This is a genomic window from Curvibacter microcysteis, assembly GCF_028649455.1.
GTDB classification, from domain to species: domain Bacteria; phylum Pseudomonadota; class Gammaproteobacteria; order Burkholderiales; family Burkholderiaceae_C; genus Curvibacter; species Curvibacter microcysteis.
Genome location: NZ_JAQSIO010000001.1, coordinates 1,114,128 through 1,140,899, shown reverse-complemented (window position 1 = coordinate 1,140,899; position 26,772 = coordinate 1,114,128). Strand labels below are relative to the sequence as shown.

23 protein-coding genes are annotated in these 26,772 nt (G+C 65.3%); 13 read left to right on the top strand and 10 right to left on the bottom strand.

Annotated features, from left to right (window positions below; all coding sequences use genetic code 11):
• The coding region (locus tag PSQ39_RS05100; RefSeq protein ID WP_337961923.1) for a malic enzyme-like NAD(P)-binding protein at positions 1 to 1,120 on the bottom strand (1,120 nt) is incomplete at its 3' end.
• A 455-nt stretch (positions 1,121 to 1,575) separates the two neighbouring features.
• Here PSQ39_RS05100 and PSQ39_RS05095 point away from each other — a divergent pair.
• From PSQ39_RS05095 to PSQ39_RS05065, 7 genes are all read left to right on the top strand, one after another.
• Complete coding sequence (locus PSQ39_RS05095) at positions 1,576 to 1,875, top strand: flagellar basal body protein (RefSeq protein WP_273925587.1); 300 nt, start codon at positions 1,576 to 1,578, stop codon at positions 1,873 to 1,875.
• A gap of 132 nt (positions 1,876 to 2,007) precedes the next feature.
• A complete protein-coding gene (locus tag PSQ39_RS05090) occupies positions 2,008 to 3,039 on the top strand; it encodes an SPFH domain-containing protein (protein ID WP_273925586.1) in 1,032 nt (343 codons plus the stop codon).
• 17 nt (positions 3,040 to 3,056) lie between these two features.
• Positions 3,057 to 4,550 carry a DUF4178 domain-containing protein gene (locus PSQ39_RS05085; protein WP_273925585.1) on the top strand — a complete coding sequence of 498 codons (1,494 nt, stop codon included), beginning with the start codon at positions 3,057 to 3,059 and terminating at the stop codon, positions 4,548 to 4,550.
• Positions 4,551 to 4,604: 54 nt separating this feature from the next.
• Complete coding sequence (locus PSQ39_RS05080) at positions 4,605 to 4,826, top strand: DUF350 domain-containing protein (RefSeq protein WP_273925584.1); 222 nt, start codon at positions 4,605 to 4,607, stop codon at positions 4,824 to 4,826.
• A 135-nt stretch (positions 4,827 to 4,961) separates the two neighbouring features.
• A complete protein-coding gene (locus PSQ39_RS05075; protein ID WP_273925641.1) occupies positions 4,962 to 6,518 on the top strand; it encodes a polyamine aminopropyltransferase in 1,557 nt (518 codons plus the stop codon).
• Positions 6,519 to 6,576: 58 nt separating this feature from the next.
• Positions 6,577 to 8,238 (top strand): FAD-dependent oxidoreductase, encoded by a 1,662-nt coding sequence (locus tag PSQ39_RS05070; RefSeq protein WP_273925583.1) that lies wholly within the window; start codon positions 6,577 to 6,579, stop codon positions 8,236 to 8,238.
• Complete coding sequence (locus PSQ39_RS05065) at positions 8,235 to 8,747, top strand: GNAT family N-acetyltransferase (protein WP_273925582.1); 513 nt, start codon at positions 8,235 to 8,237, stop codon at positions 8,745 to 8,747. The genes PSQ39_RS05070 and PSQ39_RS05065 overlap by 4 nt, the downstream gene beginning before the upstream one ends.
• Before the next feature lie 20 nt (positions 8,748 to 8,767).
• Here PSQ39_RS05065 and PSQ39_RS05060 read toward each other — a convergent pair whose 3' ends face one another.
• Positions 8,768 to 11,461: a putative bifunctional diguanylate cyclase/phosphodiesterase gene (locus PSQ39_RS05060; protein ID WP_273925581.1), complete on the bottom strand. Its 2,694-nt coding sequence runs from the start codon at positions 11,459 to 11,461 to the stop codon at positions 8,768 to 8,770.
• A 334-nt stretch (positions 11,462 to 11,795) separates the two neighbouring features.
• On the opposite strand from PSQ39_RS05060, the gene PSQ39_RS05055 reads away from it, so the two are divergent.
• Positions 11,796 to 12,473, top strand: coding sequence for a glutathione S-transferase N-terminal domain-containing protein (locus PSQ39_RS05055; protein WP_273925580.1), 678 nt, complete (start codon positions 11,796 to 11,798; stop codon positions 12,471 to 12,473).
• A gap of 30 nt (positions 12,474 to 12,503) precedes the next feature.
• Here PSQ39_RS05055 and PSQ39_RS05050 read toward each other — a convergent pair whose 3' ends face one another.
• From PSQ39_RS05050 to rpmH, 7 genes are all read right to left on the bottom strand, one after another.
• Positions 12,504 to 13,232, bottom strand: a complete 729-nt coding sequence (locus PSQ39_RS05050) for a hypothetical protein (RefSeq protein WP_273925579.1) — start codon at positions 13,230 to 13,232, stop codon at positions 12,504 to 12,506.
• A gap of 68 nt (positions 13,233 to 13,300) precedes the next feature.
• Positions 13,301 to 13,792 carry a Crp/Fnr family transcriptional regulator gene (locus PSQ39_RS05045; RefSeq protein WP_273925578.1) on the bottom strand — a complete coding sequence of 164 codons (492 nt, stop codon included), beginning with the start codon at positions 13,790 to 13,792 and terminating at the stop codon, positions 13,301 to 13,303.
• A gap of 80 nt (positions 13,793 to 13,872) precedes the next feature.
• Positions 13,873 to 15,285, bottom strand: coding sequence for a tRNA uridine-5-carboxymethylaminomethyl(34) synthesis GTPase MnmE (gene mnmE, locus PSQ39_RS05040; RefSeq protein ID WP_273925577.1), 1,413 nt, complete (start codon positions 15,283 to 15,285; stop codon positions 13,873 to 13,875).
• Positions 15,286 to 15,358: 73 nt separating this feature from the next.
• Positions 15,359 to 17,002, bottom strand: coding sequence for a membrane protein insertase YidC (gene yidC / locus PSQ39_RS05035; RefSeq protein ID WP_273925576.1), 1,644 nt, complete (start codon positions 17,000 to 17,002; stop codon positions 15,359 to 15,361).
• Positions 16,999 to 17,283 (bottom strand): membrane protein insertion efficiency factor YidD, encoded by a 285-nt coding sequence (gene yidD / locus PSQ39_RS05030; protein WP_273925575.1) that lies wholly within the window; start codon positions 17,281 to 17,283, stop codon positions 16,999 to 17,001. The genes yidC and yidD overlap by 4 nt, the downstream gene beginning before the upstream one ends.
• On the bottom strand, positions 17,280 to 17,828 hold the full coding sequence (locus tag PSQ39_RS05025) for a ribonuclease P protein component (RefSeq protein WP_273925574.1): 549 nt from the start codon (positions 17,826 to 17,828) through the stop codon (positions 17,280 to 17,282). Before PSQ39_RS05025 ends, yidD begins: the two co-directional genes overlap by 4 nt.
• A 35-nt stretch (positions 17,829 to 17,863) precedes the next feature.
• Positions 17,864 to 17,998 (bottom strand): 50S ribosomal protein L34, encoded by a 135-nt coding sequence (gene rpmH, locus PSQ39_RS05020; RefSeq protein WP_006299042.1) that lies wholly within the window; start codon positions 17,996 to 17,998, stop codon positions 17,864 to 17,866.
• A 340-nt stretch (positions 17,999 to 18,338) separates the two neighbouring features.
• On the opposite strand from rpmH, the gene dnaA reads away from it, so the two are divergent.
• From dnaA to PSQ39_RS05000, 4 genes are all read left to right on the top strand, one after another.
• A complete protein-coding gene (dnaA, locus tag PSQ39_RS05015) occupies positions 18,339 to 19,751 on the top strand; it encodes a chromosomal replication initiator protein DnaA (protein WP_273925573.1) in 1,413 nt (470 codons plus the stop codon).
• Between the two features lie 178 nt (positions 19,752 to 19,929).
• Entirely contained in the window at positions 19,930 to 21,036 is a 1,107-nt protein-coding gene (dnaN, locus tag PSQ39_RS05010; RefSeq protein WP_273925572.1) for a DNA polymerase III subunit beta, read from the top strand.
• Between the two features lie 112 nt (positions 21,037 to 21,148).
• Positions 21,149 to 23,767 (top strand): DNA topoisomerase (ATP-hydrolyzing) subunit B, encoded by a 2,619-nt coding sequence (gyrB, locus tag PSQ39_RS05005; RefSeq protein ID WP_273925571.1) that lies wholly within the window; start codon positions 21,149 to 21,151, stop codon positions 23,765 to 23,767.
• A gap of 266 nt (positions 23,768 to 24,033) precedes the next feature.
• A complete protein-coding gene (locus PSQ39_RS05000) occupies positions 24,034 to 24,513 on the top strand; it encodes a GNAT family N-acetyltransferase (protein ID WP_273925570.1) in 480 nt (159 codons plus the stop codon).
• A gap of 26 nt (positions 24,514 to 24,539) precedes the next feature.
• Here PSQ39_RS05000 and PSQ39_RS04995 read toward each other — a convergent pair whose 3' ends face one another.
• Positions 24,540 to 25,091, bottom strand: a complete 552-nt coding sequence (locus tag PSQ39_RS04995) for a DUF2867 domain-containing protein (protein ID WP_273925569.1) — start codon at positions 25,089 to 25,091, stop codon at positions 24,540 to 24,542.
• A gap of 325 nt (positions 25,092 to 25,416) precedes the next feature.
• Between PSQ39_RS04995 and PSQ39_RS04990 the strand changes: the two genes are divergently transcribed.
• Complete coding sequence (locus PSQ39_RS04990; protein ID WP_273925568.1) at positions 25,417 to 26,718, top strand: O-acetylhomoserine aminocarboxypropyltransferase/cysteine synthase family protein; 1,302 nt, start codon at positions 25,417 to 25,419, stop codon at positions 26,716 to 26,718.
• The last annotated feature ends 54 nt before the right edge of the window (positions 26,719 to 26,772 follow it).

Sequence of the window (26,772 nt, the reverse complement as noted above, 5' to 3'; positions counted from 1 at the left end):
CCACTTCGCTTTGCTCGGCCTGGGCCAGCTCGGCGATCGCGTGCACGGCGGCGATTTCCATCTCGACCGTGATGGTCGAAGCGCCCGCATCCAGCGCGCCGCGGAAGATGTACGGGAAGCACAGGACGTTGTTGACCTGGTTCGGGTAGTCGGTGCGGCCGGTGGCCATGATGGCGTCGTCGCGCACGGCCTTGACCTCTTCCGGCAGGATTTCCGGCGTCGGGTTGGCCAGGGCGAAGATCAGCGGCTTGGCGGCCATCTTGGCGACCATCTCGGGCTTGAGCACGCCGCCGGCGGACAGGCCCAGGAAGACATCGGCGCCTTCGATGATCTGGCTCAGGGTGCGGGCCTCGGTCTTTTGGGCGAACTGGATCTTGTCCTCGTCCATCAGCTCGGTGCGGCCTTCGTAGACCACGCCAGCCAGGTCGGTGACGTAGATGTTTTCACGCGGCAGGCCCAGCTTGAGCAGCAGGCTCAGGCAGGCCAGGGCCGCCGCACCGGCACCCGAGGTGACCAGCTTGACGTCCTTGATGTCCTTGCCCACGACCTTCAGGCCGTTGAGCAGGGCCGCGCCCACCACGATGGCGGTGCCGTGCTGGTCGTCGTGGAAGACGGGGATCTTCATGCGTTCGCGCAGCTTGCGCTCGACGTAGAAGCAGTCCGGCGCCTTGATGTCTTCGAGGTTGATGCCACCGAAGGTGGGCTCGAGCGAGGCAATGATGTCGACCAGCTTGTCCAGGTCTTTTTGTTCATCGATTTCGATGTCGAACACATCGATGCCGGCGAACTTCTTGAACAACACGCCCTTGCCTTCCATGACGGGCTTGGCGGCCAGCGGGCCGATATTGCCCAGACCGAGCACGGCGGTGCCGTTGGTGATCACGGCCACCAGGTTGCCGCGGCTGGTGTATTTGAAAGCGGCGTTGGGGTCTTTGACGATTTCTTCACAAGGCGCAGCCACGCCAGGCGAATAGGCCAGGGCCAGGTCGTGTTGGTTGACCAATTGCTTGGTGGCCGCGATGGCCACTTTGCCGGGGGTCGGGAACTCGTGGTACTCCAGTGCAGCGCGGCGCAATTCAGCGCGCTTTTCTTCTTTGTTGACCTGGGCGTTATCGGGCATCAAATGTCTCCTGCTGGCTTGCAAGGGCGCGTTCCGCACACCAGCGGCGGTCTGTCCGTACTCGCAAGGGTTGGCGATTGTAGACCCAGCCACGGGAAAACCCTAGTAGGTGAATCTGCGTAAATAGGTGTTTCGGTTTTGACTTTTTCACAAAAGACCTACCACCGATTCTGCGCCCGTCCGAGAGGCTCCATGGCCATGGTCAGACCAGGGGCTTGCCCTCATAGACCCGAGCACGGACTTCAGGGTCATCGCGCCAAAGGGGAGAAATCGGGGGCCCTGCGCCGGGACCGCCCCCCGACCATCCAGTCCCGCACGCCGCCGGTAACGTCTCAGGGGGCCGCCCAGCACCACGAAATGAGTCCTTCACAGGCCCCTTCGAGCACCGGGTCTTTTGCCAAACGAGGCGCAAAAGCCGATAATTGACCGTTCACGAACGCTCTACCGAGGCCCCCATGTCCAGCATCAGCGCCATCGCCCAATCCGGCATGCAGGCCGCCTTGCAACGGCAAAGCGCCTCGGCCAACAACATCGCCAACCAAAACACGGAAGGCTTCAAGCGCGAGTTGGTCAGCCAACAAGCACAAAGCGGTGGCGGCACCCAAACCAGCGTGTCGCGGGCAGCCCAAGCCGGCAGCCAGTTGCCGCAAGACATGGTCGATCAAATCGCCTCCAGCTACAGCTTTCAGGCCAGCCTCAAAACCATCAAGACGCAGGACCAGATGATGGGTTCCCTGCTCGACGTGCGCGCCTGAGCCCCAGCGGCCCGGCCCTCTCGCTGGGGGCCAATTTCTGCAGTTTGTAAGCCCAGGGCACTGGGCGTAATGCCCTTTGCGCGCAGGTATCATCAGGAACACTTCGATTCCGACACAGCGCAGGAGAACGCCATGGGCCTGATGGACTTCATCAAGAAACAGTTCATTGACGTCATTCAATGGACCGAAGACGCCGACGGCACCCTGGCCTGGCGCTTCCCCATGGCCGATCAGGAAATTCAGAACGGTGCGGTGCTCATCGTGCGGGAATCGCAGGCCGCCGTGTTCGTCAACGAAGGCCAGGTGGCCGACGTGTTCGGCCCCGGCACGCATCACCTCAGCACCCAGACCCTGCCGGTGCTGACCAACCTCAAAAACTGGGACAAGCTGTTCGATTCGCCCTTCAAGAGCGATGTCTACTTCTTCAGCACGCGCCAGCAACTGGACCAGAAATGGGGCACGCCCCAACCGGTGACGGTGCGCGACGCCGACTTTGGCGCCGTGCGCCTGCGCGCCTTTGGCAACTACAGCTTCCGCCTGGTCGACCCCAAGCTGTTTCACAGCGCGATTTCAGGCACGCGCGAGCGCTACGGCGTGGCCGAGCTTGACGGCCAACTGCGCGGCCTGGTGCTGCAAAACATCAGCCAGGCGATTGCCGCCAGCGGCGTGCCCTTCCTGGACCTGGCAGCACAGCAGCAGCGCTTCGCCCAGGCCTTGCAGCAGCAACTGGCGCCCGAGTTCCAAAAGCTGGGTCTGCAGCTCGAAGCGATGACGGTGCAGAGCATTTCCCTGCCCGAAGACCTGCAAAAAGTGCTGGACCAAAAAATCGGCATGGGCATGGTGGGACAGAACATGGGGCAGTTCATGCAGTACCAGACGGCCCAGGCCATCCCCAAGTTCGCTGAAGGCTCGGGCCAGGGCGGCGGGGTGGCCGGAGACGCCATGGGCCTGGGCGCGGGCGTGGCTTTGGGCCAGGTGCTGGCGCAAAACCTGCAGGCCGGGCTGCAAGCCCCGCCTGCAGGCGCCGCCACTGCCGCGGCCGGCCTGAAGCCCGACGAGGTGATGGCCACGCTGGAGAAGCTGGCCGACCTGAAAAACAAGGGCATCCTGACGCAGGAAGAATTCGACGCCAAGAAGGCCGAGCTCCTGAAGAAGCTCGTCTGACCGCGATCTGACAGATCGTGGCAGAGCGTTTTTACCGCGCGCCCTGTCCTGGGTGTGGCGCGCCCGTTGAGTTCCGCAGTGCGCAGTCCACGCACGCGGTGTGCCCCTATTGCCAAAGCACGGTGGTGCGCCAGGGCGAGGTGCTGTCGCGCCTGGGCCGCATGGCCGAGCTGTTTGACGACCCCAGCCCGCTGCAGCTGCACACCAGCGGACGCTACCAAGACCGGCCCTTCATCCTGATCGGCCGCCTGCAATACCAGTCCCCCACCGGTGTCTGGACGGAATGGGTGGCCTGGTTCGACGACGGCAGCCAGGCATTCCTGAGCGAAGACAACGGCGCCTACGTGATGGCGCGCCCGCGCGAGCTGCAGCGCGACATGCCACCGGCCTCGGCCTTCCGCGTGGGCGCCACCACCGCGGTCGAGGGCCAGCCCTACACCGTGGCGTTCAACGGCCAGGTCAGCCTGCGTTCGGCCCAGGGCGAGCTGCCCAAGATGCCGCCGCTGGGCTTTGGTTTTGGCATGGTCGAACTGCGCAGTGACCAGGGCCAGGTGCTGAGCCTGGACTACAGCCGCACGCCACCCGCGCTCAGCCAGGGCCAGTCGGTGCGCCTGGAAGACCTGCAGCTCAGCGGGTTGAAATCCGAGTCGGTGAAAGAAGAAACCGCCCGCCAGTTCAACTGCCCGCAGTGCGGCGCGGCGGTCGAGGTCACGCTGGCCAGCACCAAAACGCTGAGCTGCGGCACTTGCCACAGCCTGATCGATGTCTCGCAAGGGGTGGGTGGCGAGCTGCGCCACGCCCTGCAAGACGAGCCCGTGGCGCCCCACATCCCGCTGGGCAGCCAAGGCACGCTGGAAGGCGTGGCCTGGCAGGTGGTGGGCTTTCAGCACCGCATGGGGCGCAGCCCCGGCGATGACGAGGCCTTTGGCTGGTGCGAGTACCTGCTCTACAACCGCCAGCGCGGCTTCAGCTTTCTGGTCGACACCGAAGAAGGCTGGAGCCTGGTGCGTCCGATCACGGGCGCGCCCTCGCTGGGCGCGGGCGCGCGCAGCGCCACCTACCTGGGCACCCGCTACGATCTTCAATACAGCTACGAGGCCGAGACCACCTACGCCCTGGGCGAGTTCTACTGGCCGGTGGCGCGCGGCCAGCGCAGCAGCAACCGCGACTACCGCAGCGCCAAAGGCCTGCTGTCGCTGGAGCAAACCCCGGCCGAACAGACCTGGTCCAGCGGGCGGAAACTGGACGCCGCCGTGGTCGCCAAGGCCTTTGGCGTGGCGACTCCGGCCGCTGGGTTCCAGACCAGCGACGCAGGGCCCACCGGGCCGCTGCGGGGGCTGGGCTGTGGCACCCTGATCGTGATCGCCGTGGTGTTGATCGTGCTGGTGCTGCTGCTGAGCCGCTGCTCGCGCTGCGACCCGGCGGTGGAGAACTGCAACAACGGCGGCAGCTACCGCAGCACCGGGGGCGCCTACGGGGGCTACTCGGGCGGTGGAGGCAGCCACAAATGAGCGCAACCCGTCCCGCCGACCCCCGACAGGGCGGCATCCCATCAGGAGTTTTCCATGGAACTTGAATGGCTTCGCCCCGGTGCCTTGATCGGCTCCATCGTGTTCGCCCTGCTCGGGGTGGTGGTGTTCTGGCTGAGCTTTGTCATCATCGACAAACTCACCCCCTACGACCTGTGGCAAGAGATCATTGAAAAGCAGAACCTCGCGCTGGGCGTGGTGGTGGCGGCCATGGCGCTGGGCATTTGCCTGATCGTGGCCGCGGCCATCCATGGCTGAGCCCTGACCGACCCGGTGCCCGCACCTGGCCTTTGTGTATTTTGAAGACTGTGGATTGTTTTGAGCCTCCGACCTGAACTCCCCGCCCCCGTGTCCGACGTGGCCTGGCGCCCGCTGGGGCGGCGCAAGCCCAAGCTGAGCCCGCGTGACCCGGGCGACCACCCCACGCCAACCGGCCGGCGCCCGCGCCCGGTCGAATTGGCCTTGCTGACCAGCGTGTTTGTGGTGGCGGCTTGCGGCCTGCTGTACGAACTGGCCGCCGGCACCCTGGCGTCTTACCTGCTGGGCGATTCGGTCTTGCAGTTCTCGACCATCATCGGCACCTACCTGTTTGCCATGGGCCTGGGCTCCTGGGCCTCGCGCTACCTGGAGCGCCAGCTGAGCGCGCACTTCCTGCGCATTGAGCTGCTGGTGGCCTTGCTGGGCGGCACCTTGCCGGCCGTGCTGTTCCTGACCAGCGCCTACCTGCCGGGGGCCTTCCGCGTCGTGATGTACCTGATGGTGGGCGGCGTGGGCACCCTGGTGGGGTTGGAGATTCCGCTGGTCATGCGCATCCTCAAGCGCGATGTGCAGCTCAAGGAGCTGGTCGCCCAGGTGCTGACCTTTGACTACCTGGGCGCGCTGGTGGTGTCGCTGGCCTTCCCGCTGGTGCTGGTGCCCTACCTGGGCCTGGTGCGCACCGGCCTGCTGTTCGGCTTGATGAATGCCGCGGTGGCCTGCTGGGCGCTGTGGCTGTTCCGCCATGAGCTGCGCCGCCTGCGCGCCCATGCCCTGGCCTGCGCTGGCGTGCTGGGGGTGTTGCTGGCGGGCATGGCCGGCGCCAACCACATCACCACCCTGGCCGAGGACCGCTTCTACCAGGACCGCGTGGTCTACACCGCCAGCTCACCCTACCAGCGCATCGTGGTCACCAGCGGCGTCCAGGGGCACCGCCTGTTTCTGAACGGCAATCTGCAATTTGCCGAGCGCGATGAATACCGTTACCACGAAGCCCTGGTCCACCCGGTGATGTCGGCCCAGGGTCGGCCTCAGCGCGTGGCCATTCTGGGCGGCGGCGATGGCATGGCCTTGCGCGAGGTACTCAAGTACGCCAGCGTGCAGCAGGTCACCCTGGTCGACCTGGACCCGGCCATCACCGAGCTGTTCAGCACCCAGCCGGCCCTGCTCAAGCTCAATGGGAACGCGCTCAAGGACCCTCGCGTGCGGGTGGTCAATGAAGACGCGTTCCAGTGGCTGCAAAAAACCGCCGACAGCTTCGACGTGATCCTGGTCGACTTCCCCGACCCCACCAACTTCGCCCTGGGCAAGCTCTACACCCAGTCCTTTTACGGCCTGCTGGACCAGCGCCTGTCGGCCAGCGGCTATGCCGTGGTGCAAACCACTTCGCCCCTGGTGGCACGCCAGAGCTTTTGGACCGTGGTGCGCACCCTGGAAGCCGCGGGCCTGAGCGCCACGCCTTACCACGCCAACGTGCCCAGCTTTGGCGAGTGGGGCTTTGTGGTGGCCAGCCGCCGCCCCTGGCGCCTGCCCACCACGCTGCCCCCAGGGCTGCGCTTTTTGAACACCGCCACCTTGCCCCTGCTGTTCGACTTCCCGCAGGACATGGGCCCGGTGCCGGCCAGCGTGAACCGCCTGTCCAACCAGATCCTGGTCCACACCTACGAGCAGGAATGGGGCAAGGTGAGCCATTGAGTCCGCGCCCCATGACCGACATCGCCATCGCCCGCCCACCCCAGGCCGGGCCCAACCCATGAAGCGCCGCGACTGGCTGACCAGCACCGCGGCCAGCGCCCTGGGCCTGGCCGGCTGCAGCCGCACCATGCCCGTGCTGGAAGGGGGCTTTGAGGACGCCAGCTTCGAGCGTGGCCACCTGCTGCACGAGAACCCGCGCCGCTGGCCCGCGCCCGCCGTGTCGCGCCGCGTCGGCGCCCTGGTGCTGGGGGGCGGCATTGCCGGCCTGGCGGCGGCGCGTGCGCTGCGCCAGGGCGGGGTGGACGACCTGGCCGTGCTGGAGCTGGCGGACCAACCCGGCGGCAACAGCCGAGGCCGCGAACTGGGCGGCCTGGCCTGCCCCACCGGCGCCCACTACCTGCCCTTGCCCGGCGACGAGGCGCGCGAGGTGCAGGCCCTGCTCGAAGAACTCGGCGTGCGCCGGCGCGAAGCCGGGCGCTGGGTCTATGACGAACACGCCCTGTGCCACAGCCCGCAGGAGCGCCTGTACCAAAACGGCCAATGGCAAGAAGGCCTGCTGCCCAGCCAGGACCAGAGCCCCACCACGCTGGCCCAGTACCAGTTGTTTGCCCGCCTGGTGGACACCGAGCAAAAGCAAAACCGCTACGCCATTCCCCTGTCACGCCAAAGCCTCAGCCCGGGCCAGTTGGCCCTGGACGCGCTGACCTTTGGCCAATGGCTGAACCAGCGCGGCCTGAACGACCCGGCGTTGCGCTGGTTCCTGGACTACTGCTGCCGCGACGACTACGGCGCCGGTGTCGACCAGGTCTCGGCCTGGGCAGGCCTGCATTACTTTGCCAGCCGGCATGGTTTTCAGGCCCCAGGCAGCGAGGCCGCCGCACAAGCCGCCGAATCGGCGGTGCTGACCTGGCCCGAAGGCAATGGCTGGCTGGTCGAGCGCTTGGCCGCGCCGCTGCAAGGCAGCCACCGGGGCGGCCCGCTCTACACCGGGCGCTTGGTGCTGCGCATCGAAGACCAGCGCCAGGCCGTGGCCGTGGACGTGTGGGATGTGGCGCAACAACGCGTTGAACGCTGGCTGGCCGCGCACTGCGTGGTGGCCCTGCCCGTGCCGGTGGCCGCCCGCGTGCAGGCGGCCGCGCCCGACTGGGTGCAGGCCACGGCATTGCGCTGGCAGCATGCCGCCTGGGTGGTGGGCAATCTGCAACTGGCGGCCCCGCTGACCGACCGCCCCGGCGCCGCTCCAGCCTGGGACAACGTGGTCTACGGCAGCACCGGCCTGGGCTATGTGAACGCGGCGCATCAGCGCCTGGACCCACGCCCTGGTCCCACGGTGTTGAGCTTTTACAGCGCCCTGGGCCTGGGCCATGCGGCCCGGCGCCAGCTGCTGGAGCAGCCCTGGACGCACTGGCGCGACCAACTGCTCAAGGACTACCTCGTCCCCCACCCGGACCTGCTGGCGCAAGCCCAGCGGTTTTCCATCAGCCGGCATGGCCACGCGATGGCCGTGCCCGTGCCCGGTACGCTGGCCCACCTCACGCGCTTGCCGCAGCGCGCTCCCGCTCGCACCCGCCTTGGCGTGCCCGCCGTGCTGGCCGAGGGCCGCCTGAGTTGGGCCCACGGCGACTGGTCCGGCTACTCGGTGTTTGAAGAGGCCTTCACCCGTGGCCATGAAGCCGGCCAGCACGCCGTGCTGCAACTGCGCGGGCGGGTACCGTCGTGAGCGGGCCTGCGAGCTGGTCGTTGCGCGGCCTGCAAGCCGAGGACATGGACGCGCTGATGGCGGTGCAAGAAGCCGCCTATGGCGCGGGCTTTCTGGAGCCGGCCCCGGTGCAAGCGCAGCGCCTGCGGGTGGCCAGCGACACGGTCTGGGGTGCATGGGATGGCGCTCGCCTGGGCGCCTACCTGATGGCCTACCGCACGCACGCCGGTCACGTGGGGGCGCTGCACCAAGGCTTTGCGCCCGAGCCCGAAGGCGACACCCTGTACCTGCACGACCTCGCCGTGCACCCCAGCGCGGCCGGCCGGGGCCTGGGCCCGCAGCTGGTGGCCCACGCCCTGCATCAGGCGCGCCAGCAAGGTTTGGCCGGCCTGGGCTTGGTGGCGGTGCAAGGCTCGTCAGGGTTCTGGCAGCGGCAGGGCTTTGGTCCGGCCGGCCGCCTGAACCCCGACGCCCAAGCCGCCCTGGCCACGTATGGGCCGGGAGCGGTGGTGCTGGTGCGGGCGCTGTGAAGCGCTGAGGACTGGCGTACTCAGCGCAACGGGCTGCCCGAGGCCTGTTTGCGCGCCGCTTCGAGCTTGGCCTCGTGCGTGCTGCGCCAGTGTTCAAAGGCCTGGCCCATCAAGGGGCGGGCAAACAAATACCCTTGGCCGATGTCGCACTCCAGCGCCATCAGGGCCGAGGCCGTGGCGTCGTCCTCCACCCCTTCGGCCACGGTGCGCAAGCCCAGTTTGCGGCCCAAGGCGATGGTGGACTCGGCCACATGGCGGTCGCGCGGGCTGCGCAGCAAGGCACTGACAAAGCTGCGGTCGATCTTGATGGTGGTGAAAGGGAACTGGCTCACGTAGGACAGGCTGGAGAAGCCGGTGCCAAAATCGTCCAGCGCCAGCGACAGGCCAGCGGCACGCAGGTCCTGCAGGCGGCGCAGCACGATCTCGGGGTTGGCGGCCAAAGCCGACTCGGTGACCTCCAGCTCCAGCAATTCAGCCGGCACGTTCTTGCGCCGCAGCAGGTCTTTCACATGGTCGGTGAAGTCGGGGTCTTGCAAGTTGTTGGCGCTGATGTTGACCGCCACCTTGAGCGACTGACCCTGGGCCTGCCACTGGGCCATCTGGTCCAGCGCTGCGCTGATGACCCAGCGCGTGAGCGGGTAGATCAGCTCGGTCGACTCGGCCAGCGGAATGAACTCCGAGGGAGGCACCCAGCCCAAGCGCGGGTGATGCCAGCGCAACAAGGCCTCAACACCCTCGATCTCGCGGCTTTCCAGCCAGAGTTTGGGCTGCCAGGCCAGTTGCAGCTGGCCGTCACGGATGGCGGCTGACAGCTCAGAGCGCATTTTCAGGTCGTGGCCGGGGGCGTTTTCAAAGCTCTTGCTGTAGCGCACCTGGGAGCCCACCACGGTGCGCGCGCGGGTGGCCGCCATGTCGGCGCAGCGCAGCAACTGGCCCGCATCCAGCGCGTCGCCAGGATAGTCAGCGCTGCCCAGTTTGACGTGCAACTCGACCGAGGTGTCGCCCATCACGATGGGCTCGCGCACCACGCGCACCATCAGATCGCAAATGGCCTCGGTGGGCAGGGCAGGGCCCTCGTAGCCGGGCGACGGGGGCGCGGCAGCAAAGTCAGTGCCGCCCGCGCGCGCCAAGGTCCAACCATGGGCGCTGAGTTGGCGCTCGATGCGACGCGCGCTGATCTCCAACACCATGTCGGCGGCGCGGTGGCCAAAGGCTTCGTTGACCTCCTTGAAGCGGGCCAGGTTGACGAACACCAGCTCGAAGGGCTGACCTGGCGCCTGTTCGATGCGCTCATCCAACAGGCGCAGCAGGCTGTGCCGGTTGGGCAGGCCGGTGAGGGGGTCGTGGTTGGCCAGGTACTCTTGCTGGCTGCTGTGGCGGCGCTCTTCACTGAGGTCACGCACCAGGCACAGCAGCTGAGGCTCACCCCCCAACAAAAAGGTGGACAGGCGCATGTCGCAGTCAAAGTGCTGTTGGGTGCGGGGCGCGTCAAAGCTGTACTCAAAGCGCAAGTGTTCGCCCGCCAAGGCGCGTGCAATGCGGGATTGGGGCAGGGTACTGGGTTGGCCAGTGGCCGGGTCGATCGGGTGAGGGAAGAAGTCGCTCAGCGGGCGGCCCACGGCATCCTCGGCCTGGGTCAGGCCGGTCAGGCGCAAGGCGGCCGCGTTGAGGCTCAGGATGCGGCCCCGCGGGCTGTGCACGATGACGCCGTCGGCCACGTCCTCAAACAGGCGCCGGTACACCGACTCGCTGGTGGCCAGGGCGCGCAGCATGCGGCTCAGGGCGCGCACGCCCAAGCCCAGGGCCAACCAGGACAACAGGAGCAATACCACTTTGGTGAGGCTGCGCTGCAGCCAAGGGCCCAGGACCACCGCATCGGCTTGCATGCTGGCCACCAAAAGGGGATAGCGGTCCGAGCGGCGGAAGGTGCCCGACAGGCCCTGACCGTCCGCGTCTTGCACCGCAAAACTGCCGGTGGGGGCGCTGCCCGCCAGCTCGGCCAGCAGCGCCGACTCGGGGGCCATCTGGCCCACGGCCCGGTCCGACCCCCAGGTGTGCATCAGCACCCGCCCCGAGGGCAGGTAGGCGGCCTGCTCCAAAGGGGCTTGGGTGGTGCTGGACAACAAGCTGGGCGGTCGCAAAGACTGCAGGGGAATCAGGGCCCCGAGCAGGTAATCCCCGTGGGGCTGGGCACCGACCACACGCAGCAACACTGGCAGCACATGGGTTTGCCCCCCATCCAGGCTGATGGGCGCGCCCAGGCGCAGCTGGCCGGCCACCTCGGGCGGGCTCAGCTGGCTGAGTTCAGGAGGGCCTTCGTGCAGGCGATGGCGGTGGTCAACCGCCACCAGCTCATCCGCTCGGCGCACAAACAGCACCTGGGTGCTGGTGTCGTAGCGCATGGCGGTGTGCAGCAGGCGGGTCCAAGCGGGTGCCGACGGTGTGGCACCCTCGCCCGGTTCGGCCAGGGCCTCGGCCAGACCGGCCAGGCTGTAGGCGGCCTGTTCCAGCACCGAGTCGGTGAGCTGGCGCAGGTTTTCCGTGATTTGGTAGCTGGTGTCTTGCGCGATGCGCCGAGTGATGTAGTGGTCTTGCGCGATGGAGAACGCGGTCACGCCCGCAAAGCACAGGGCCAAGAGGGCAGCCGCCCACACCAGCAGGCGGCCAAATCGGCGGCCCAACAGGTAACTTTCAGCGGCAGAAAGGAGTTGCATCGTGGCGTCCTGCCCAGCCCGTTGGAAAACGTTACTGATACCGGACCATCCTAACCAACAAAACCCGGCGGCCGCAGGCCCAAAACCCCCGGGGGCGGGAAATCCCTGTCATCGGCCCGTCACAGCCGCCCGGCAAAGTCGCCCGTTTTACTGTCTCACTGTGAGTGTGTTTCGATGTCCCGCGCGATCCAACAGATTTCTGCCGCCGTCTTGTCCCTGACCGCCCTGGCCTGGTCCGTGCCAACCAGCGCCCCCAAAACCACCGGCGTGCGCGTTGACGTGAAGGCGCACTGAAGCCCAGAGGGGGGTGGCCAGCGCTATCATCGGCGCCGCCATGACACCCGAGCCCGCCGCCATCGACCCACCCCTGCTGTACTCGTTCCGGCGCTGCCCATATGCCATGCGCGCGCGCCTGGCCTTGCGAGCCTGCGGCCTGACGGTGCGCCTGCGCGAAGTGCTGCTGCGCGACAAGCCGCCTGAGTTGTTGGCCCTGAACCCCGCGGGCACGGTGCCCGTGCTGCAATTGCCCGATGGGCAAGTGCTGCTGCACAGCCTGGACATCATGCGCTGGGCCTTTGCCCAACAGCCCCCGGTGGGCTGGTCACGGCCCCAAGGCGCCACCCCAACCGAGCAAGAAGCGCTTTGGCTGCACACGCTGGACGGGGCCTTCAAACGCGCACTGGATGGCTACAAATACCCCGAACGTCACCCCAGCCTGAGCGCCGAAACCTGGCGTGATCAGGCCGTGGCAGTGCTGTTGCAGCCTCTGCAACGCCAGCTGCAGACCCAGCACACGGCTTTCATGTGGGGCGATCAGCCCAGCTTGCTGGACCTGGCACTGTGGCCGTTTGTGCGCCAGTTGGCGCAGGTCGATGCGGCCTGGTGGGCGGGGGCCACGGGGCTGGAAGACGTGCGTGCCTGGCTGCAGCGCGGCCTGGCGCTGCCGCTGTTCGAGTCGGTGATGGGCAAGTACCCGGCCTGGCACGCGGGCGAGACCGAACCACGGTTCTGAGGCCCAGGCGAAGGCCTGATCAGCCCAGTCTCACAGATCGCCGTACTGGGTGGTGCTGAGGGACTGTGGGCGCGAATCTTCGGCGTCATCCGCCAATTCGGTGTCTTCAAAGCCAGTCAGGCGCCCAGCCAGGCGGGGCCCGCTCTGCACGCTTTGCGCCAAGGCCGGGGCTTGCGCGCCGATTTCAGCCAGCGCCCGGTGGAAGGCGGCCACCTCTTCAGCCTGGATGGGCTCAAAGCGGGGGGTCGCGCTGGTGCCTGGGTTGGCGCGCCCCGCCACAGCCCTCGACGCACCCGCCGGAGGCGAGTGAGCAGCCGCCGGCAACGCCGTCGAAACCTGGTTGTTGGAGCGCCAGTACACCGAGGTAACCAACAGCTGATGGCGCGCCTTGGCGGTCTGGGCGAGCAAGACTTCGATCTGCGTCAGGTGCTGGCTGTCGGCCGCCACTTCGGGGGCCACATCCATCATCACCATGAACTGCCGCCCGTGGGAATCCAATGACAACACCTTGAATTTGTAGCGCGAAGACAGCACCCCGACGCGCACCATGGTGTCGCGCACCACCGCGTACAACAGTTCGCGCCGCTGCAGGCGCTCGGCCTTGTGCTTGGTGTTGGACGGGGCCGGGCCCACATCCACCCAGGCTTTTTGGCTGCGCCGGGAAGCGCCAGGGCGGCTCGTGCCCGAGCTCGGCAAGCTGGGTGCCTCCTCGGGGCGACGCGAGCGCTTGTTGCCAAACAACCAAGCAAACAGGGACATGTTTTGTGATCCTTACAAACAGGGGCCAAGGCTAACCTGAATTGGTGGCCAATGGTCGGCCGGGCGACTCAAGTGCAGGCCACCCGGCGCCGACGTTGGCTGAAGCGGCGCGCCATCAAGGCGCCCAAACCCATGCTCAAACTCAGGGCCATGGCGGGCTGACGGTTGCCCAGTTCGGCGAAGCGCAGCGCGGTCAAGGCCCACAACTGGCAGTCCGCGCTGGCCTGCACGGTGGCCGAGCGCGGCAGGTGCGAGAAAAAAGCGCCTTCGCCAACCACCGAACCAGCACCCACCAGGGCCAGCCGAAGTCGGCCTTTGTCGTCTTCCAGGTGCACGCTGAGGCCACCGCTTTCAATGAAATAGAGGGTTCGGTCCTGCACACCGCGGGCGAACAAGACCTGGCCACCGGGCAAGCGGTGTGGCAGCAAGTAACCCTGCAAAATGTCCCACTGCGCCGGATTCAAGGTCAGGTCCAGGCGCTCCTCGGCAGGCGCGTGGGCCATGGCCAATGCCAGGGCCTGCAGGCCGTTGGCGGGCGTGGACGACAGGGCGGTGTGCATGGTCACCGAACTTAACCGCGTTACAAATTAGGCACAAGCCACGCCATCGCCCATGAATGGAATGGGCACATTTGTTTCAATTACTTGCCAATGCAGAACTTGGAAAAAATCACGCCCAGCAGGTCGTCCGAGCTGAATTCGCCCGTGATTTCATTGAGCGCCTGTTGGGCCAGGCGCAACTCCTCGGCCAACAAGTCCAGCGATTGCGCCTGGGCCGCCAGGCAGCGGGCCGCCATGTCCAGATGGCCTTCGACCTGCTGCAGGGCCTGGACGTGGCGCTCCCGCGCGATATACAGGCCTTCCGGCGCCGATTGCCAGCCCGCCAATTGCAAGAGTTGTTGCCGAACGCTGTCCAACCCGAGGCCAGTTCGAGCCGACAAATGCAGGCCCGCATGGGCCGCCGCCTGATCGGGGCTGACCTGATCGAGCTTGTTCCAGACCTGCAGCACCGGCACGCGTGCCGCCAGGGTCTTGCTCAGCGTGGCCTCGATGGCCTGGTCGGCCGCCTGGTAGTCGGCCTGGTCGGCGCGGGTCAGGTCGTGCAAGAACAGCACGGCATCGGCACCGGCGATCTCGCCCCAGGCACGCTCGATGCCAATGCGCTCCACCTCGTCCTGGCTGTCGCGCAGGCCGGCGGTGTCGATGATGTGGATGGGCACGCCCTCGATTTGGATGGTCTGCTCGACCTTGTCGCGGGTGGTGCCGGCGATCGGGGTGACGATGGCCAATTCCGCCCCGGCCAAGGCATTGAGCAGCGACGACTTACCCGCATTGGGTTGGCCGGCAATCACGACCTTCACGCCCTCACGCAGCAAGGCTCCCTGGCGGGTGCGCTGCTGCACGCGCGCGAGTTGGGCTTGCAGGCGGTCGAGTTGGCCCTGGGCGTCGGCTTTTTGCAGGAAGTCGATTTCCTCCTCCGGGAAGTCCAAGGTAGCCTCGACCAGCATGCGCAGGTGGATCAGCGCGTCGCGCAGCAGGTGGATCTCTTTGGAGAACTCGCCTGAGAGCGAGCGCCCGGCGCTGCGGGCAGCCGCCTCGGTGCTGGCGTCGATCAGGTCGGCAATGGCCTCGGCCTGAGCTAAGTCGATTTTGTCGTTGAGGAAAGCCCGCTGGGTGAACTCGCCAGGCTGGGCCACGCGCAGCCCGCTCAGGCGCGGACGGCCGGTGTCGGGGTCGAGTTCGGCCGCCGCCTGCAGGCAGCGCGCCAGCAGCAGCTGCAACACCACAGTACCGCCGTGGGCCTGCAGCTCCAGCACGTCTTCGCCGGTGTAGGAGTTGGGGGCCGGAAAGTGCAGGGCCAGACCCTGGTCGATGGCCTGGCCTTGGGCGTCGCGCAAAGGCAGATAGGTGGCTTCGCGCGGGCGCAGTGCGCGCCCGCACAGGGCGGCCACCAGAGGCTTCACGTCAGGGCCACTGACGCGCACGATGCCCACCGCGCCGCGTCCGGGGGCGGTGGCGATGGCGACGATGGGGTCAGAGTTGCGGGCCAGCATGGGCAGAAACTTTCATCAAAAAAGGCCGGCCAACTTGCGCTGGACGGCCTGGGGAGTCAGGTCAACGAGGGACTCAGTTGACGCCGAGTCGCCGGTTGATCACCCACTGCTGGGCGATGGACAAGATGTTGTTGGTGATCCAGTACAGCACCAGACCGGAGGCGAACTGGAAGAACATGACACTGAACACCAGGGGCATGATCCACATCATCTTGGCCTGCATCGGGTCCGGCGGGGTCGGGTTGAGCCAGGTTTGCAGCAGCGAGGTGCCGGTCATGACCAGGGGCAGGATGTAGTACGGGTCTTTGGCCGACAGGTCGGTGATCCAACCGATCCAGGGGGCATTGCTCATTTCCACGCTGGACGACAGCACCGAGTACAGCGCAATGAAGACCGGGATCTGGATCAGGATGGGCAGGCAGCCGCCCATGGGGTTGACCTTCTCTTCGCGGTAGATGCGCATCATCTCCTGCTGCATCTGCTGCGGCTTGTCCTTCAGGCGCTCACGCATTTCGGTGATCTTCGGGTTGATGGCCTTCATGCGGGCCATGCTCGAATACGCCTTGGCGTTGAGCCAGTAGAAGGCAGCCTTGAGCAGCACCACCAGCGCCACGATGGACCAACCCCAGTTGCCGATGTAGCTGTGCAACTGGTCCAGCAACCAGTACAGCGGTTTGGCCAGGATGGTCAGCCAGCCGTAGTCCTTGACCAGCTCCAGGCCGGGGGTCAGGGCTTCCAGCTTCTTTTCTTCTTCCGGACCGGCGTAGAGGCGGGCCTCGATGCTTTGGCGTTCACCCGGGGCCAGGGTGTTGAGCGGCGTGATCATGCCCACCGAGTACAGGTTGTCCGACACCTTGCGCATGAACAGCTCGCGCTGGATGCCGTCGCCCAGCAGCCAGGCACTGGCGAAGTAATGCTGCACCATGGCCACAAAACCATTGCTGGCTTGCTTTTCGATGTCGACCTTGCCCTTGTCGATGTCCTTGAACTCGGCCTTCTGGTACTTCTGCGCGTCGGTGTAGACCGCAGGGCCCGTGAAGGTGGAGGAGAAGGGCACATCGCCTTCTTGCTTGTTGCCGTCGCGCACCAGTTGCAGGTACAGCTGCGGCGACACCGGGGCGGTGCCGGTGTTGACCACTTCGTGGCGCACGCCGATGTCGTAGGCGCCGCGGCGCAAGGTGAAGGACTTGATCAGCTTCACGCCGCCCAGGTCGCCAGATTCGAATCGAACCACCAGTTCGTTGTCGCCGTCCTTGAGTTCACGCGGACCAGGCAACAGGCTCATGGCCGTCTTGTGGTTGGGGAAGGTGCCCCCCAGCAGACCGGTTTGCGCCACATAGACGTGCTCCGGGTTTTCAGCCATCAGGGTGAAGTGGCGGCTCTTGTCGTTCAGGTCGACGTATTTGAGCAAGTCCACGCCCACCAGCGAAGCGCCTTCGGTGTCAAAGGTCAGCTGGAACACATCCGAGTTGACCTTGACGCGCTCACGCGGCGTCGGGGCAGGGGCGGCACCCGGCACGGCGCTGGCGCCCGCCGTGGCCGCTGGCAGGGCTGCGGCGCCTGTTGCTGGCTTGGCAGCCGCCGGCGCGGTGGCCGTGGCGGCCGGCCCAGGGAAGAACATGGCCTTGTTGCCGGTGTGGATCTGCCATTTGTCCCACAAGAGGACCATGGAGAACCCGAAGATCACCCACAAGATGGTGCGGCGAATGTCGTTCATGAAGACTTCTTTTGCGAAGAATGTTGGGAAGAGGGGGTGCACAAGGCGCTGAACAAGCGGGGCCGATCGGTCGGCACTGGATCAGCACCGCCCGCGCACCAGGGGTGGCAGCGTAACAGACGGTGGACGGTCAGGTAACTCCCGACGCCCGCGCCGTGTTGGTCCAGGGCTTGCAGCGCATAGGCCGAGCAGGTGGGTTCAAAGCGACAGGCCGAGCCCAGCCAGGGGCTGAGCAGCAATCGGTAGCCTTTGACCAGGCCCATCAACAGCGCGCGCATCATGCGGACTCCATGCCGGATTGGGCCGGGGTAGGTACAGCGGGCAGGGGGGCTGGCGCCCCCTTGGCGAGCGCTGGGGCTGAGGCCTTGGCCTGCGGTTTGGCCGGCTGGACACAGGCCTTGCGCAGCAGCTGGGTCAGCTCAGCCCGCACAGCCTGCTTGAGCACCTCGGACGTGGCACTGATGAACTGCTTGCGGTCAAAACCAGCCCGCAGGCGCACCACGTGGGCCGCGGGCAGCAGGCGGGGCTCGAACTCGCTGGCCAGTTGGTAAATCTGGCGCTTGATGGTATTGCGGGTCACGGCCCGTTTGGCCCAGCGCTTGGGCACCATGGCCCCGAGCCAGACCGTCGGATGTGAACCGGGAACGACAAAAAGAGCCTGACCTTCTCGCATCGGAGAAGCATCAGGCCCTTCAGGGGGCAGATCAGCGGCTGCGGGGGCAGCGGCCGTCAAAGCCAGGCGGTGCAAGGCGAAATGCGGCGTGCGAGACACCGTACCGCCCGCCATCGCGGCTTGGAACTGCGGGCGGGTTTTGAGCCTTTGCACGCGAGCAGCCCGGAATTCACCAGGCCAGGCTGAACTTAGACAGCCAGACGCTTGCGGCCCTTGGCGCGGCGTGCGTTGATCACAGCACGGCCACCACGGGTCTTCATGCGGACCAGGAAACCGTGGGTACGGGCGCGGCGGATTTTGGAAGGTTGGTAAGTGCGTTTCATGATGAATTCCTTGAGTGTTCAGTTCTGGCCATTCGTTCCTGCACAGCCGGTTCGGTCGGGTTGCCAAGGCTTTTCAGCCCCCGCAAAACCCCCTCACCAACGGCGCCCAAACCCGGGGCCTTGATCAAATCGCCCTGAACGCTTTCAGGGAAACCGATGATTATCGCAACATTTGATGTAATCCACAAGCCCAATCACAAACCAAGGCTTTTGACCAGCCCCGGCCCGGCAGCCCCCGGCGCGCGGGGTCATCGCCCGATCAGATTGTGGATAACTCTTTGACAAACTAGAATCACGGCCGCTGTCCGCAATTGACTATCCACAGAAATACAGACCAAGAATGACCGAGGGAAACCTGAACGGCGCCACTGAGAGCGACCTCCCCAACGCAGGACACAGCCTCTGGCAGGCATGCGTAGAACAACTGGCCCAAGAGCTGCCAGAGCAACAATTCAACACCTGGATCAAGCCCCTGGTGGCCCAGGCCCCGGACGACCTGTCCAAGATTATCATCTTCGTCGCCAACCGCTTCAAGCTCGACTGGATCCGTGCGCAATACGCCAGCCGCATCAGCCAAATGCTGGAGCGTTTGTATGGCCAAGCCGTGCCACTCGAGTTAGCGCTCACTCAGCGGGAACAGCCCGCCAGGGCTTTTGTTGCACCCAGCGCACCCGAGGCTGGCCAGGCCCCTGAACCGGCAGCGGCGGCCGAAGATGCCGCCGCCGGCGGCTTCAAGAACCGCCTCAATGCAGGTCTCACTTTTGACACCCTGGTGGAGGGCACGGCCAACCGCATGGCGCGCGCTGCCGCCATGCACGTGGCGGGCATGCCGGGCCACCTGTACAACCCCCTGTTCATCTATGGTGGCGTGGGCCTGGGCAAGACCCATTTGATGCACGCTGTGGGCAACCGCCTGCTGGCTGACAAGCCGGATTCGAAAGTTCTCTACATCCACGCCGAGCAATTCGTGTCGGATGTGGTTAAAGCCTACCAACGCAAGGCTTTTGACGAGTTCAAGGAGCGCTACCACTCGCTGGACCTGCTGCTCATCGATGACGTGCAGTTCTTTGCGAACAAGGACCGCACACAAGAAGAATTCTTCAACGCCTTTGAAGCGCTACTGGCCAAAAAGTCGCACATCGTGATGACCAGCGACACTTACCCCAAGGGCCTGGCCGACATCCATGAGCGCTTGGTGTCGCGTTTTGACTCCGGTCTGACCGTGGCCATCGAGCCGCCTGAGCTGGAAATGCGGGTCGCGATTCTGATCAACAAAGCGCGCGCTGAAGCCACTGAGATGCCCGAAGAAGTGGCGTTTTTCGTGGCCAAGAACGTGCGCTCGAACGTGCGCGAACTCGAAGGCGCGCTGCGCAAGATCCTGGCCTATTCGCGCTTCAACCAGAAGGAAATCTCCATCCAGCTGGCCCGCGAAGCCCTGCGCGACTTGCTGTCCATCCAGAACCGCCAGATCAGCGTCGAAAACATCCAGAAGACCGTGGCCGACTACTACAAGATCAAGGTCGCCGACATGTACAGCAAGAAGCGCCCGGCCAGCATTGCGCGGCCGCGCCAGATTGCCATGTACCTGGCCAAGGAGCTGACGCAAAAAAGCCTGCCGGAAATCGGCGAGTTGTTTGGCGGCCGCGACCACACCACCGTGCTGCACGCAGTGCGCAAAATTTCAGGCGAGCGCCAGCAACTGACCGAGCTGAACCAGCAGCTGCACGTGCTGGAGCAAACCCTCAAAGGCTGAAGCGCCCCAGACCAGGGGTGTGACGCCAGGCATACAAGTGCGGCGTCTGCATCAAAAGGCCTTGAAAAACAGAGAAAATGGCGTGTTCGCAGGGAGGCTGCAGGTCGGTACCACCGAACCCACCCAGCACCGCAACGTCGTCTGATGACACAGCAAAGAACTTGAACAAGAGGTTGACATGATCGTCCTGAAGGCAACACAAGACAAAGTCCTGTCGGTTCTGCAATCGGTGGCCGGCATCGTGGAACGGCGCCACACCTTGCCGATCCTGGCCAATGTGCTGATCCGCAAGACGGGTGGGTCCTTGCAACTGACCACCAGCGACCTGGAAATCCAGATCCGCACCACCGCCGAGCTGGACGGCGACGCTGGCAACTTCACCACCACAGTGGGCGCGCGCAAGCTGATCGACATCCTGCGCACCATGCCCGGCGACCAGACCGTGAGCCTGGAGTCCAGCCAAAACAAGCTGATCCTGAAGGGCGGCAAGAGCCGCTTCACGCTGCAAACCCTGCCGGCCGAAGACTTTCCGCTGGTGCAAGAGGCCGCCAACTTTGGCCCGGTGTTCAGCGTGCCGCAAAAGACCCTGAAGAGCCTGCTGGGCCAGGTGTCGTTTGCCATGGCCGTGCACGACATCCGCTACTACCTGAACGGCATTTTGTTCGTCGCCGAAGGCAAGACCCTGAGCCTGGTCGCCACCGACGGCCACCGCCTGGCCTTTGCCTCGGCCACGCTGGACGTCGAGGTGCCCAAGCAAGAAGTGATCTTGCCGCGCAAGACCGTGCTGGAACTGCAGCGCCTGCTGTCCGACGCCGAAGGCGGCATCGACATGCAGTTTGCCAACAACCAGGCCAAGTTCAGCTTTGATGGCATGGAGTTCGTCACCAAGCTGGTCGAGGGCAAGTTCCCCGACTACAACCGCGTGATCCCCAAAGGCCACCGCAACAGCCTGACGCTGGGCCGCACCACCTTGCTGGCCAGCCTGCAGCGCACCGCCATCCTGACCAGCGACAAGTTCAAGGGCGTGCGCCTGAACCTCGAGCCCGGCACGCTGCGCATCGCCTCGAGCAATGCCGAACAAGAAGAAGCCGTGGACGAACTCGACATCGACTACGGTGGCGACACCATCGAGATCGGCTTCAACGTCACCTACCTGATCGACGCCCTGGGCAACATGGACCAGGACATGGTGAAGGTGGAGCTGTCGGACTCCAACAGCTCGGCCTTGATGACCATCCCCGACAACGAGAGCTTCAAGTACGTGGTCATGCCCATGCGCATCTGAGCCTTCGGAGCCCCAGGCCTTGCGCACCACGCCACACCCTTGAACCCGACCCGCGTTGAACCCCGTTGTTCACCGCGGGTTTGGTTCATCAAGAGATTGAGAAAAACCGACCATGACCGAAGAAAACAAGCCGCTGTCCGACGCTGAACCCAGCGCCAACGAAGCCTTCAACGACCTGCCGCAAACCAAGATTGACACCAACCAGGCAGGCGCATCCGAAGGCTATGGCGAAGGCGCGATCCAGATCCTGGAAGGCCTGGAAGCGGTGCGCAAGCGCCCCGGCATGTACATCGGTGACACCAGCGACGGCACCGGTCTGCACCACCTGGTGTTCGAGGTGGTGGACAACTCCATCGACGAGGCCCTGGCCGGCCACTGCGATGACATCGTCGTCACCATCCACACCGACAACTCGATCAGCGTGACCGACAACGGCCGCGGCATCCCCACCGGCGTGAAGATGGACGACAAGCACGAGCCCAAGCGCAGTGCCGCCGAAATCGCCCTGACCGAGCTGCACGCCGGCGGCAAGTTCAACCAGAACAGCTACAAGGTGTCGGGCGGCTTGCACGGCGTGGGCGTGAGCTGCGTGAACGCGCTGTCCAAATGGCTGCGCCTGACCGTGCGCCGCGAAGGCAAGGTGCACCAGATCGAGTTCGCCAAGGGCTTTGTGCAAAACCGCTTGCTCGAGACCGTGGACGGCTTTGAAGTCTCGCCCATGAAAGTCACCGGCGCCACCGAAAAGCGCGGCACCGAAGTGCACTTCCTGCCCGACACCGAGATCTTTCAGCAGAACAACGACTTCCACTACGAAATCCTGTCCAAGCGCCTGCGCGAGCTGAGCTTCCTGAACAACGGCGTGCGCATCCGCCTGAAGGACGAGCGCAGCGGCAAAGAGGACGACTTCTCCGGCGCCGGTGGCGTGCGCGGCTTTGTTGAGTTCATCAACAAGGGCAAGCAGGTGCTGCACCCCAATGTGTTCTACGCCCATGGCGAGCGCCCGGCCGAAACCTATGGCGGCATTGCCGGCACCCACATCGGCGTCGAAGTGGCCATGCAGTGGAACAGCGGCTACAACGAAAGCGTGCTGTGCTTCACCAACAACATCCCGCAGCGGGATGGCGGCACCCACCTGACCGGCCTGCGCGCGGCCATGACCCGGGTCATCAACAAGTACATCGAAGAACAAGAACTGGCCAAGAAGGCCAAGGTCGAAGTCAGCGGTGACGACATGCGCGAAGGCCTGTGCTGCGTGCTGTCGGTCAAGGTGCCTGAGCCCAAGTTCAGCAGCCAGACCAAGGACAAGCTGGTCTCCAGCGAAGTGCGCGCGCCGGTGGAAGACATCGTCAGCAAGCTGCTGACCGACTACCTGCAAGAGCGCCCGAACGACGCCAAGATCATCTGCGGCAAGATCATCGAAGCCGCCCGGGCCCGCGAAGCCGCGCGCAAGGCGCGTGAGATGACGCGCCGCAAGGGCGTGCTCGACGGCATGGGCCTGCCCGGCAAGCTGGCCGACTGCCAGGAAAAAGACCCCGCGATGTGCGAAATCTACATCGTCGAGGGTGACTCCGCCGGCGGCTCGGCCAAGCAAGGCCGCGACCGCAAATTCCAGGCCATCCTGCCGCTGCGCGGCAAGATCCTGAACGTCGAAAAAGCCCGCTACGAAAAGCTGCTGACCAGCAACGAAATCCTGACCCTGATCACCGCGCTGGGCACTGGCATCGGCAAGGCCGGTGGCAACAGCGGTGGCGACGACTTCAACGTCGCCAAGCTGCGCTACCACCGCATCATCATCATGACCGACGCCGACGTCGACGGCGCCCACATCCGTACCCTGCTGCTGACCTTCTTCTACCGCCAGATGCCTGAGCTGGTCGAGCGTGGCCACATCTACATCGCCCAGCCGCCGCTCTACAAGGTCAAGGCCGGCAAGGAAGAGCTGTACCTGAAGGACGGCCCCGCGCTCGACGGCTTCTTGCTGCGCATCGCGCTCAAGGACGCCAGCATCACCACCGGTGGCCCCAACTCGCAAACCCTGCAAGGCGAAACCCTGGCCGAGCTGGCGCGCAAGCACCAGATCGCCGAGAACGTGATCGCCCGCCTGAGCAACTTCATGGACGCCGAGGCCCTGCGCGCCATTGCCGACGGCGTGGCCCTGAACCTGGACAGCGTGGCCGAAGCCGAAGCCAGTGCAGTGCGCCTGCAAGCCAAGCTGCGCGAGCTGACCACCACCGGCGTGCCCGCCGAAGTGGCTGGCGAATTTGACGTGCGCACCGACAAGCCGGTGCTGCGCATCAGCCGCCGCCACCACGGCAACGTCAAGAGCAGCGTGCTGACGCAAGACTTTGTGCACGGCGCCGACTACGCCGCCCTGGCCGAAGCCGCCGAAACCTTCAAGGGCCTGCTCAACGACGGCGCCAAAGCCGTGCGCGGCGAGGGCGAACGCCAGAAGGAAGAGAAGGTGGGTGACTTCCGCCAGGCCATGAAGTGGCTGATCTCCGAAGCCGAACGCACCACCAGCCGCCAGCGCTACAAGGGTCTGGGCGAGATGAACCCCGAGCAGCTGTGGGAAACCACCATGGACCCCAACGTGCGCCGCCTGCTGCGCGTGCAGATCGACGACGCCATCGAAGCCGACCGCGTGTTCACCATGCTGATGGGCGACGAGGTGGAACCGCGCCGTGACTTCATTGAGACGAACGCGCTGAGGGCGGGGAATATTGATGTGTGATGGGGTGACTTGAGCCTGAGTCCACGCTCTCTGGGCATTGGACCAGGGTCACTCCCCGGTGCGAACTGAAGGTCTGAAGCGCGACAGGCTTGCAATCAGCCGCCTCCGTGCTCGTCCAGTGATCAAACCTCCCGGTTGAACCGGGCGGTTTTGTTTTGAAGGGCGGCATCCCGTCAAGCGAACCCTCCAGACATTCACTTGGCACATCGCGTGCTCCGGTCGGTCAAGGGGGTCCGCGCAGAATGCCGGCCAAAACGAGAAACATCATGGCCATTCGCAAATTCAAGCTGGGCGACGAAGCTGCGCTGTTCCGGGTGTTCTTCACCGCTGTCCACCAAGTCGCGTCGCGTGACTACTCAGCAGAGCAGGTAGCGGCCTGGGCGCCTGCCGATTTTGACCTGTCGAGCTGGGCCCTTCACCTGCGGAGGACCCAGCCCTTCGTCGCGGTTCTGGACGGCCAAATCGTAGGCTATGCCGATCTTCAAGCAGACGGTGAGATCGACCATTTCTACGTTTCAGGCACTCACCCACGACAAGGCATTGGCGCGCAACTGATGGCACATCTGCACAAACAAGCAGGGTTTGCAGGACTGCCCGAGCTGAGATCCTGCGTCAGCAAAACAGCGGAACCCTTTTTTGTGCGCCATGGCTTTGAATGTGTCGAACGCCGCTTTCCAGAACGTCGTGGGGTGGTGCTGGAAAACACCCTGATGCGCAAAAAGCTCAGGTCTGACGCTGACGCTTGAGGCGCCTGCGGCTTGTGCACACCCACTCAGCCCCCCACCGCCCCCTTCACCCGCCCCAACAAACGCCGGCGGATCAGCCCACTCGCTGGCCGGATCAGCCACCAATACAGCTGAAACCGGCGCTGACTCGCGGCGTCGCCACAGCAGACGCGGGTGCGGGTGGTCAGGCGGGTGCCGGGGCCTTCGGGCTCGGTGCTGAAGTTCATCACCAGCTTGGCCAGGCCCTGCACATCCAAGGCGGCAAAGGCCTCGGCGTCGGCCAACTCGACCAGACCAAAGTCCGACTGCCAGAAGCGCCCCGCCAGACCAAACGCAATCTCGCGGTCGCCGTCGCGGCCCAGGGGCGTGAAATTGGCCAAACCAAAGGCCGGGCGGTGTTGCAGGGTCGAAGGCAGACCCAAACGCCCAGCCAGCCGGTTGGGCCACTCGCGCAGCGCGATCAGGCCGCGCGCCACCGGGTCGTCCACCACCTCGGGGCGGTTCACCGCGTCCAACACCCGCGCCGGTGGGGCAGGGATGTAGAGGCTGTGTTCCTCACCAAACTGGTAGCGGGGCAGGTAACGGTTCATCAAGTTCATGGCGGGCCTGGTGGAGCGCAGCAGGGCAAACAAACAAGCAAGCGAACGAGCAAGCAAATCAGCCAAGCCGCAAGACATCGGCAGTCCAAACCGGCCCAACAAGCGCCTCGGTCGCAGACTGCTCAGCACCCCAAGCCTAGCACCCAACGGCCTGCGGGCCATGCATAAGCAAGTTGCGTTTGCGCATAGGCCGTGCCATGGATCAGTGGTTCAATTTGCACGGGGTCGCTTGTCCCTGATGCAACCCAAGGTCCGCTGGCGGGCTGGCATCATCACCTCTTCAAACCAACCATAAATCGATTCAAAACCAAAGGAGCCTTGTCACATGTCCGCAGCAGACAACTGGAAGTTCGAAACCCTGTCCGTCCATGCGGGCTACTCGCCCGACCCGACCACCAAGGCGGTGGCGGTGCCCATCTACCAGACGGCGGCCTACGCTTTTGACAGCGCCCAGCACGGCGCTGACCTGTTTGACCTGAAGGTGGCAGGCAACATCTACACCCGCATCATGAACCCGACCACCGACGTGCTGGAAAAGCGCGTCGCGGCCCTGGAGGGCGGCATTGGCGCGCTGGCCGTGGCCTCGGGCCAGGCGGCGGTGACCTACGCGATCCAGACCATTGCCGAAGCGGGCGACAACATCGTGGCCTCAACCGCGCTGTATGGCGGCACCTACAACCTGTTTGCCCACACACTGCCGCAGTACGGCATCACCACGCGCTTTGCCGACCACCGCGACCCGAGCAGCTTTGACGCGCTGATCGACGCCAAGACCAAGGCGGTGTTTGTGGAGTCGCTGGGCAACCCGCAAGGCAATGTGACCGACATCGCGCGCATCGCCGAAATCGCCCACCGCCATGGTGTGCCGCTGATCGTGGACAACACCGTCGCCACGCCCTACCTGCTGCGCCCGTTTGAGCATGGCGCCGACATCGTGGTGCACTCGCTGACCAAGTACCTGGGTGGCCACGGCACCAGCATTGGCGGCGCCATCGTCGACTCGGGCAAGTTCCCCTGGGCCCAACACAAGGAGCGCTTCAAGCGCCTCAACGAGCCCGATGTCAGCTACCACGGCGTGGTCTACACCGAGGCCCTGGGCGCCGCGGCCTACATTGGCCGCGCCCGCGTGGTGCCGCTGCGCAACATGGGCGCGGCGCTGTCGCCATTCAATGCCTTCCTGATCCTGCAAGGCATCGAGACCCTGGCCCTGCGCATGGACCGCATCAACGACAACACGCTGAAGGTGGCGCAGTTCCTCGAGAAGCACCCCAAGGTGGGCTGGGTCAACTACGCCGGCCTGCCCGGCAACGCCGACCACGCGCTGGCGCAGAAGTACCTGGGCGGCAAGGCCTCGGGTCTGCTGACCTTTGGCGTCAAGGCCAGCAGCGGCGGGGGCCGCGAAGCCGGGGCGCGCTTCCTGGATGCGCTGCAGCTGTTCACGCGCCTGGTCAACATTGGCGACGCCAAGTCGCTGGCCACGCACCCGGCCTCGACCACCCACCGCCAGCTGTCGCCCGAAGAGCTGAAGAAGTCTGGCGTGGGCGAAGACACGGTGCGCCTGTGCGTGGGCATCGAGCACGCCGACGACCTGCTGGCCGACCTGGCCCAGGCGCTGGACCAGGTGTGATCGGTGGGCCTGGCACCGGCCTCACGGCCTGCCAGGCCTGCGCCTCAAGCTCGC

Coding starts and splice junctions, on each gene's coding strand:
- dnaN (WP_273925572.1), top strand. CDS start 19,930: ATGATCGTCCTGAAGGCAACACAAGACAAAGTCCTGTCGGTTCTGCAA.
- PSQ39_RS05055 (WP_273925580.1), top strand. CDS start 11,796: ATGACACCCGAGCCCGCCGCCATCGACCCACCCCTGCTGTACTCGTTC.
- PSQ39_RS04995 (WP_273925569.1), bottom strand. CDS start 25,091: ATGAACTTGATGAACCGTTACCTGCCCCGCTACCAGTTTGGTGAGGAA.
- PSQ39_RS05000 (WP_273925570.1), top strand. CDS start 24,034: ATGGCCATTCGCAAATTCAAGCTGGGCGACGAAGCTGCGCTGTTCCGG.
- yidC (WP_273925576.1), bottom strand. CDS start 17,002: ATGAACGACATTCGCCGCACCATCTTGTGGGTGATCTTCGGGTTCTCC.
- PSQ39_RS05060 (WP_273925581.1), bottom strand. CDS start 11,461: ATGCAACTCCTTTCTGCCGCTGAAAGTTACCTGTTGGGCCGCCGATTT.
- dnaA (WP_273925573.1), top strand. CDS start 18,339: ATGACCGAGGGAAACCTGAACGGCGCCACTGAGAGCGACCTCCCCAAC.
- PSQ39_RS05080 (WP_273925584.1), top strand. CDS start 4,605: ATGGAACTTGAATGGCTTCGCCCCGGTGCCTTGATCGGCTCCATCGTG.
- PSQ39_RS05095 (WP_273925587.1), top strand. CDS start 1,576: ATGTCCAGCATCAGCGCCATCGCCCAATCCGGCATGCAGGCCGCCTTG.
- PSQ39_RS05045 (WP_273925578.1), bottom strand. CDS start 13,792: ATGCACACCGCCCTGTCGTCCACGCCCGCCAACGGCCTGCAGGCCCTG.
- PSQ39_RS05090 (WP_273925586.1), top strand. CDS start 2,008: ATGGGCCTGATGGACTTCATCAAGAAACAGTTCATTGACGTCATTCAA.
- yidD (WP_273925575.1), bottom strand. CDS start 17,283: ATGATGCGCGCGCTGTTGATGGGCCTGGTCAAAGGCTACCGATTGCTG.
- PSQ39_RS05050 (WP_273925579.1), bottom strand. CDS start 13,232: ATGTCCCTGTTTGCTTGGTTGTTTGGCAACAAGCGCTCGCGTCGCCCC.
- mnmE (WP_273925577.1), bottom strand. CDS start 15,285: ATGCTGGCCCGCAACTCTGACCCCATCGTCGCCATCGCCACCGCCCCC.
- PSQ39_RS04990 (WP_273925568.1), top strand. CDS start 25,417: ATGTCCGCAGCAGACAACTGGAAGTTCGAAACCCTGTCCGTCCATGCG.
- gyrB (WP_273925571.1), top strand. CDS start 21,149: ATGACCGAAGAAAACAAGCCGCTGTCCGACGCTGAACCCAGCGCCAAC.
- rpmH (WP_006299042.1), bottom strand. CDS start 17,998: ATGAAACGCACTTACCAACCTTCCAAAATCCGCCGCGCCCGTACCCAC.
- PSQ39_RS05070 (WP_273925583.1), top strand. CDS start 6,577: ATGAAGCGCCGCGACTGGCTGACCAGCACCGCGGCCAGCGCCCTGGGC.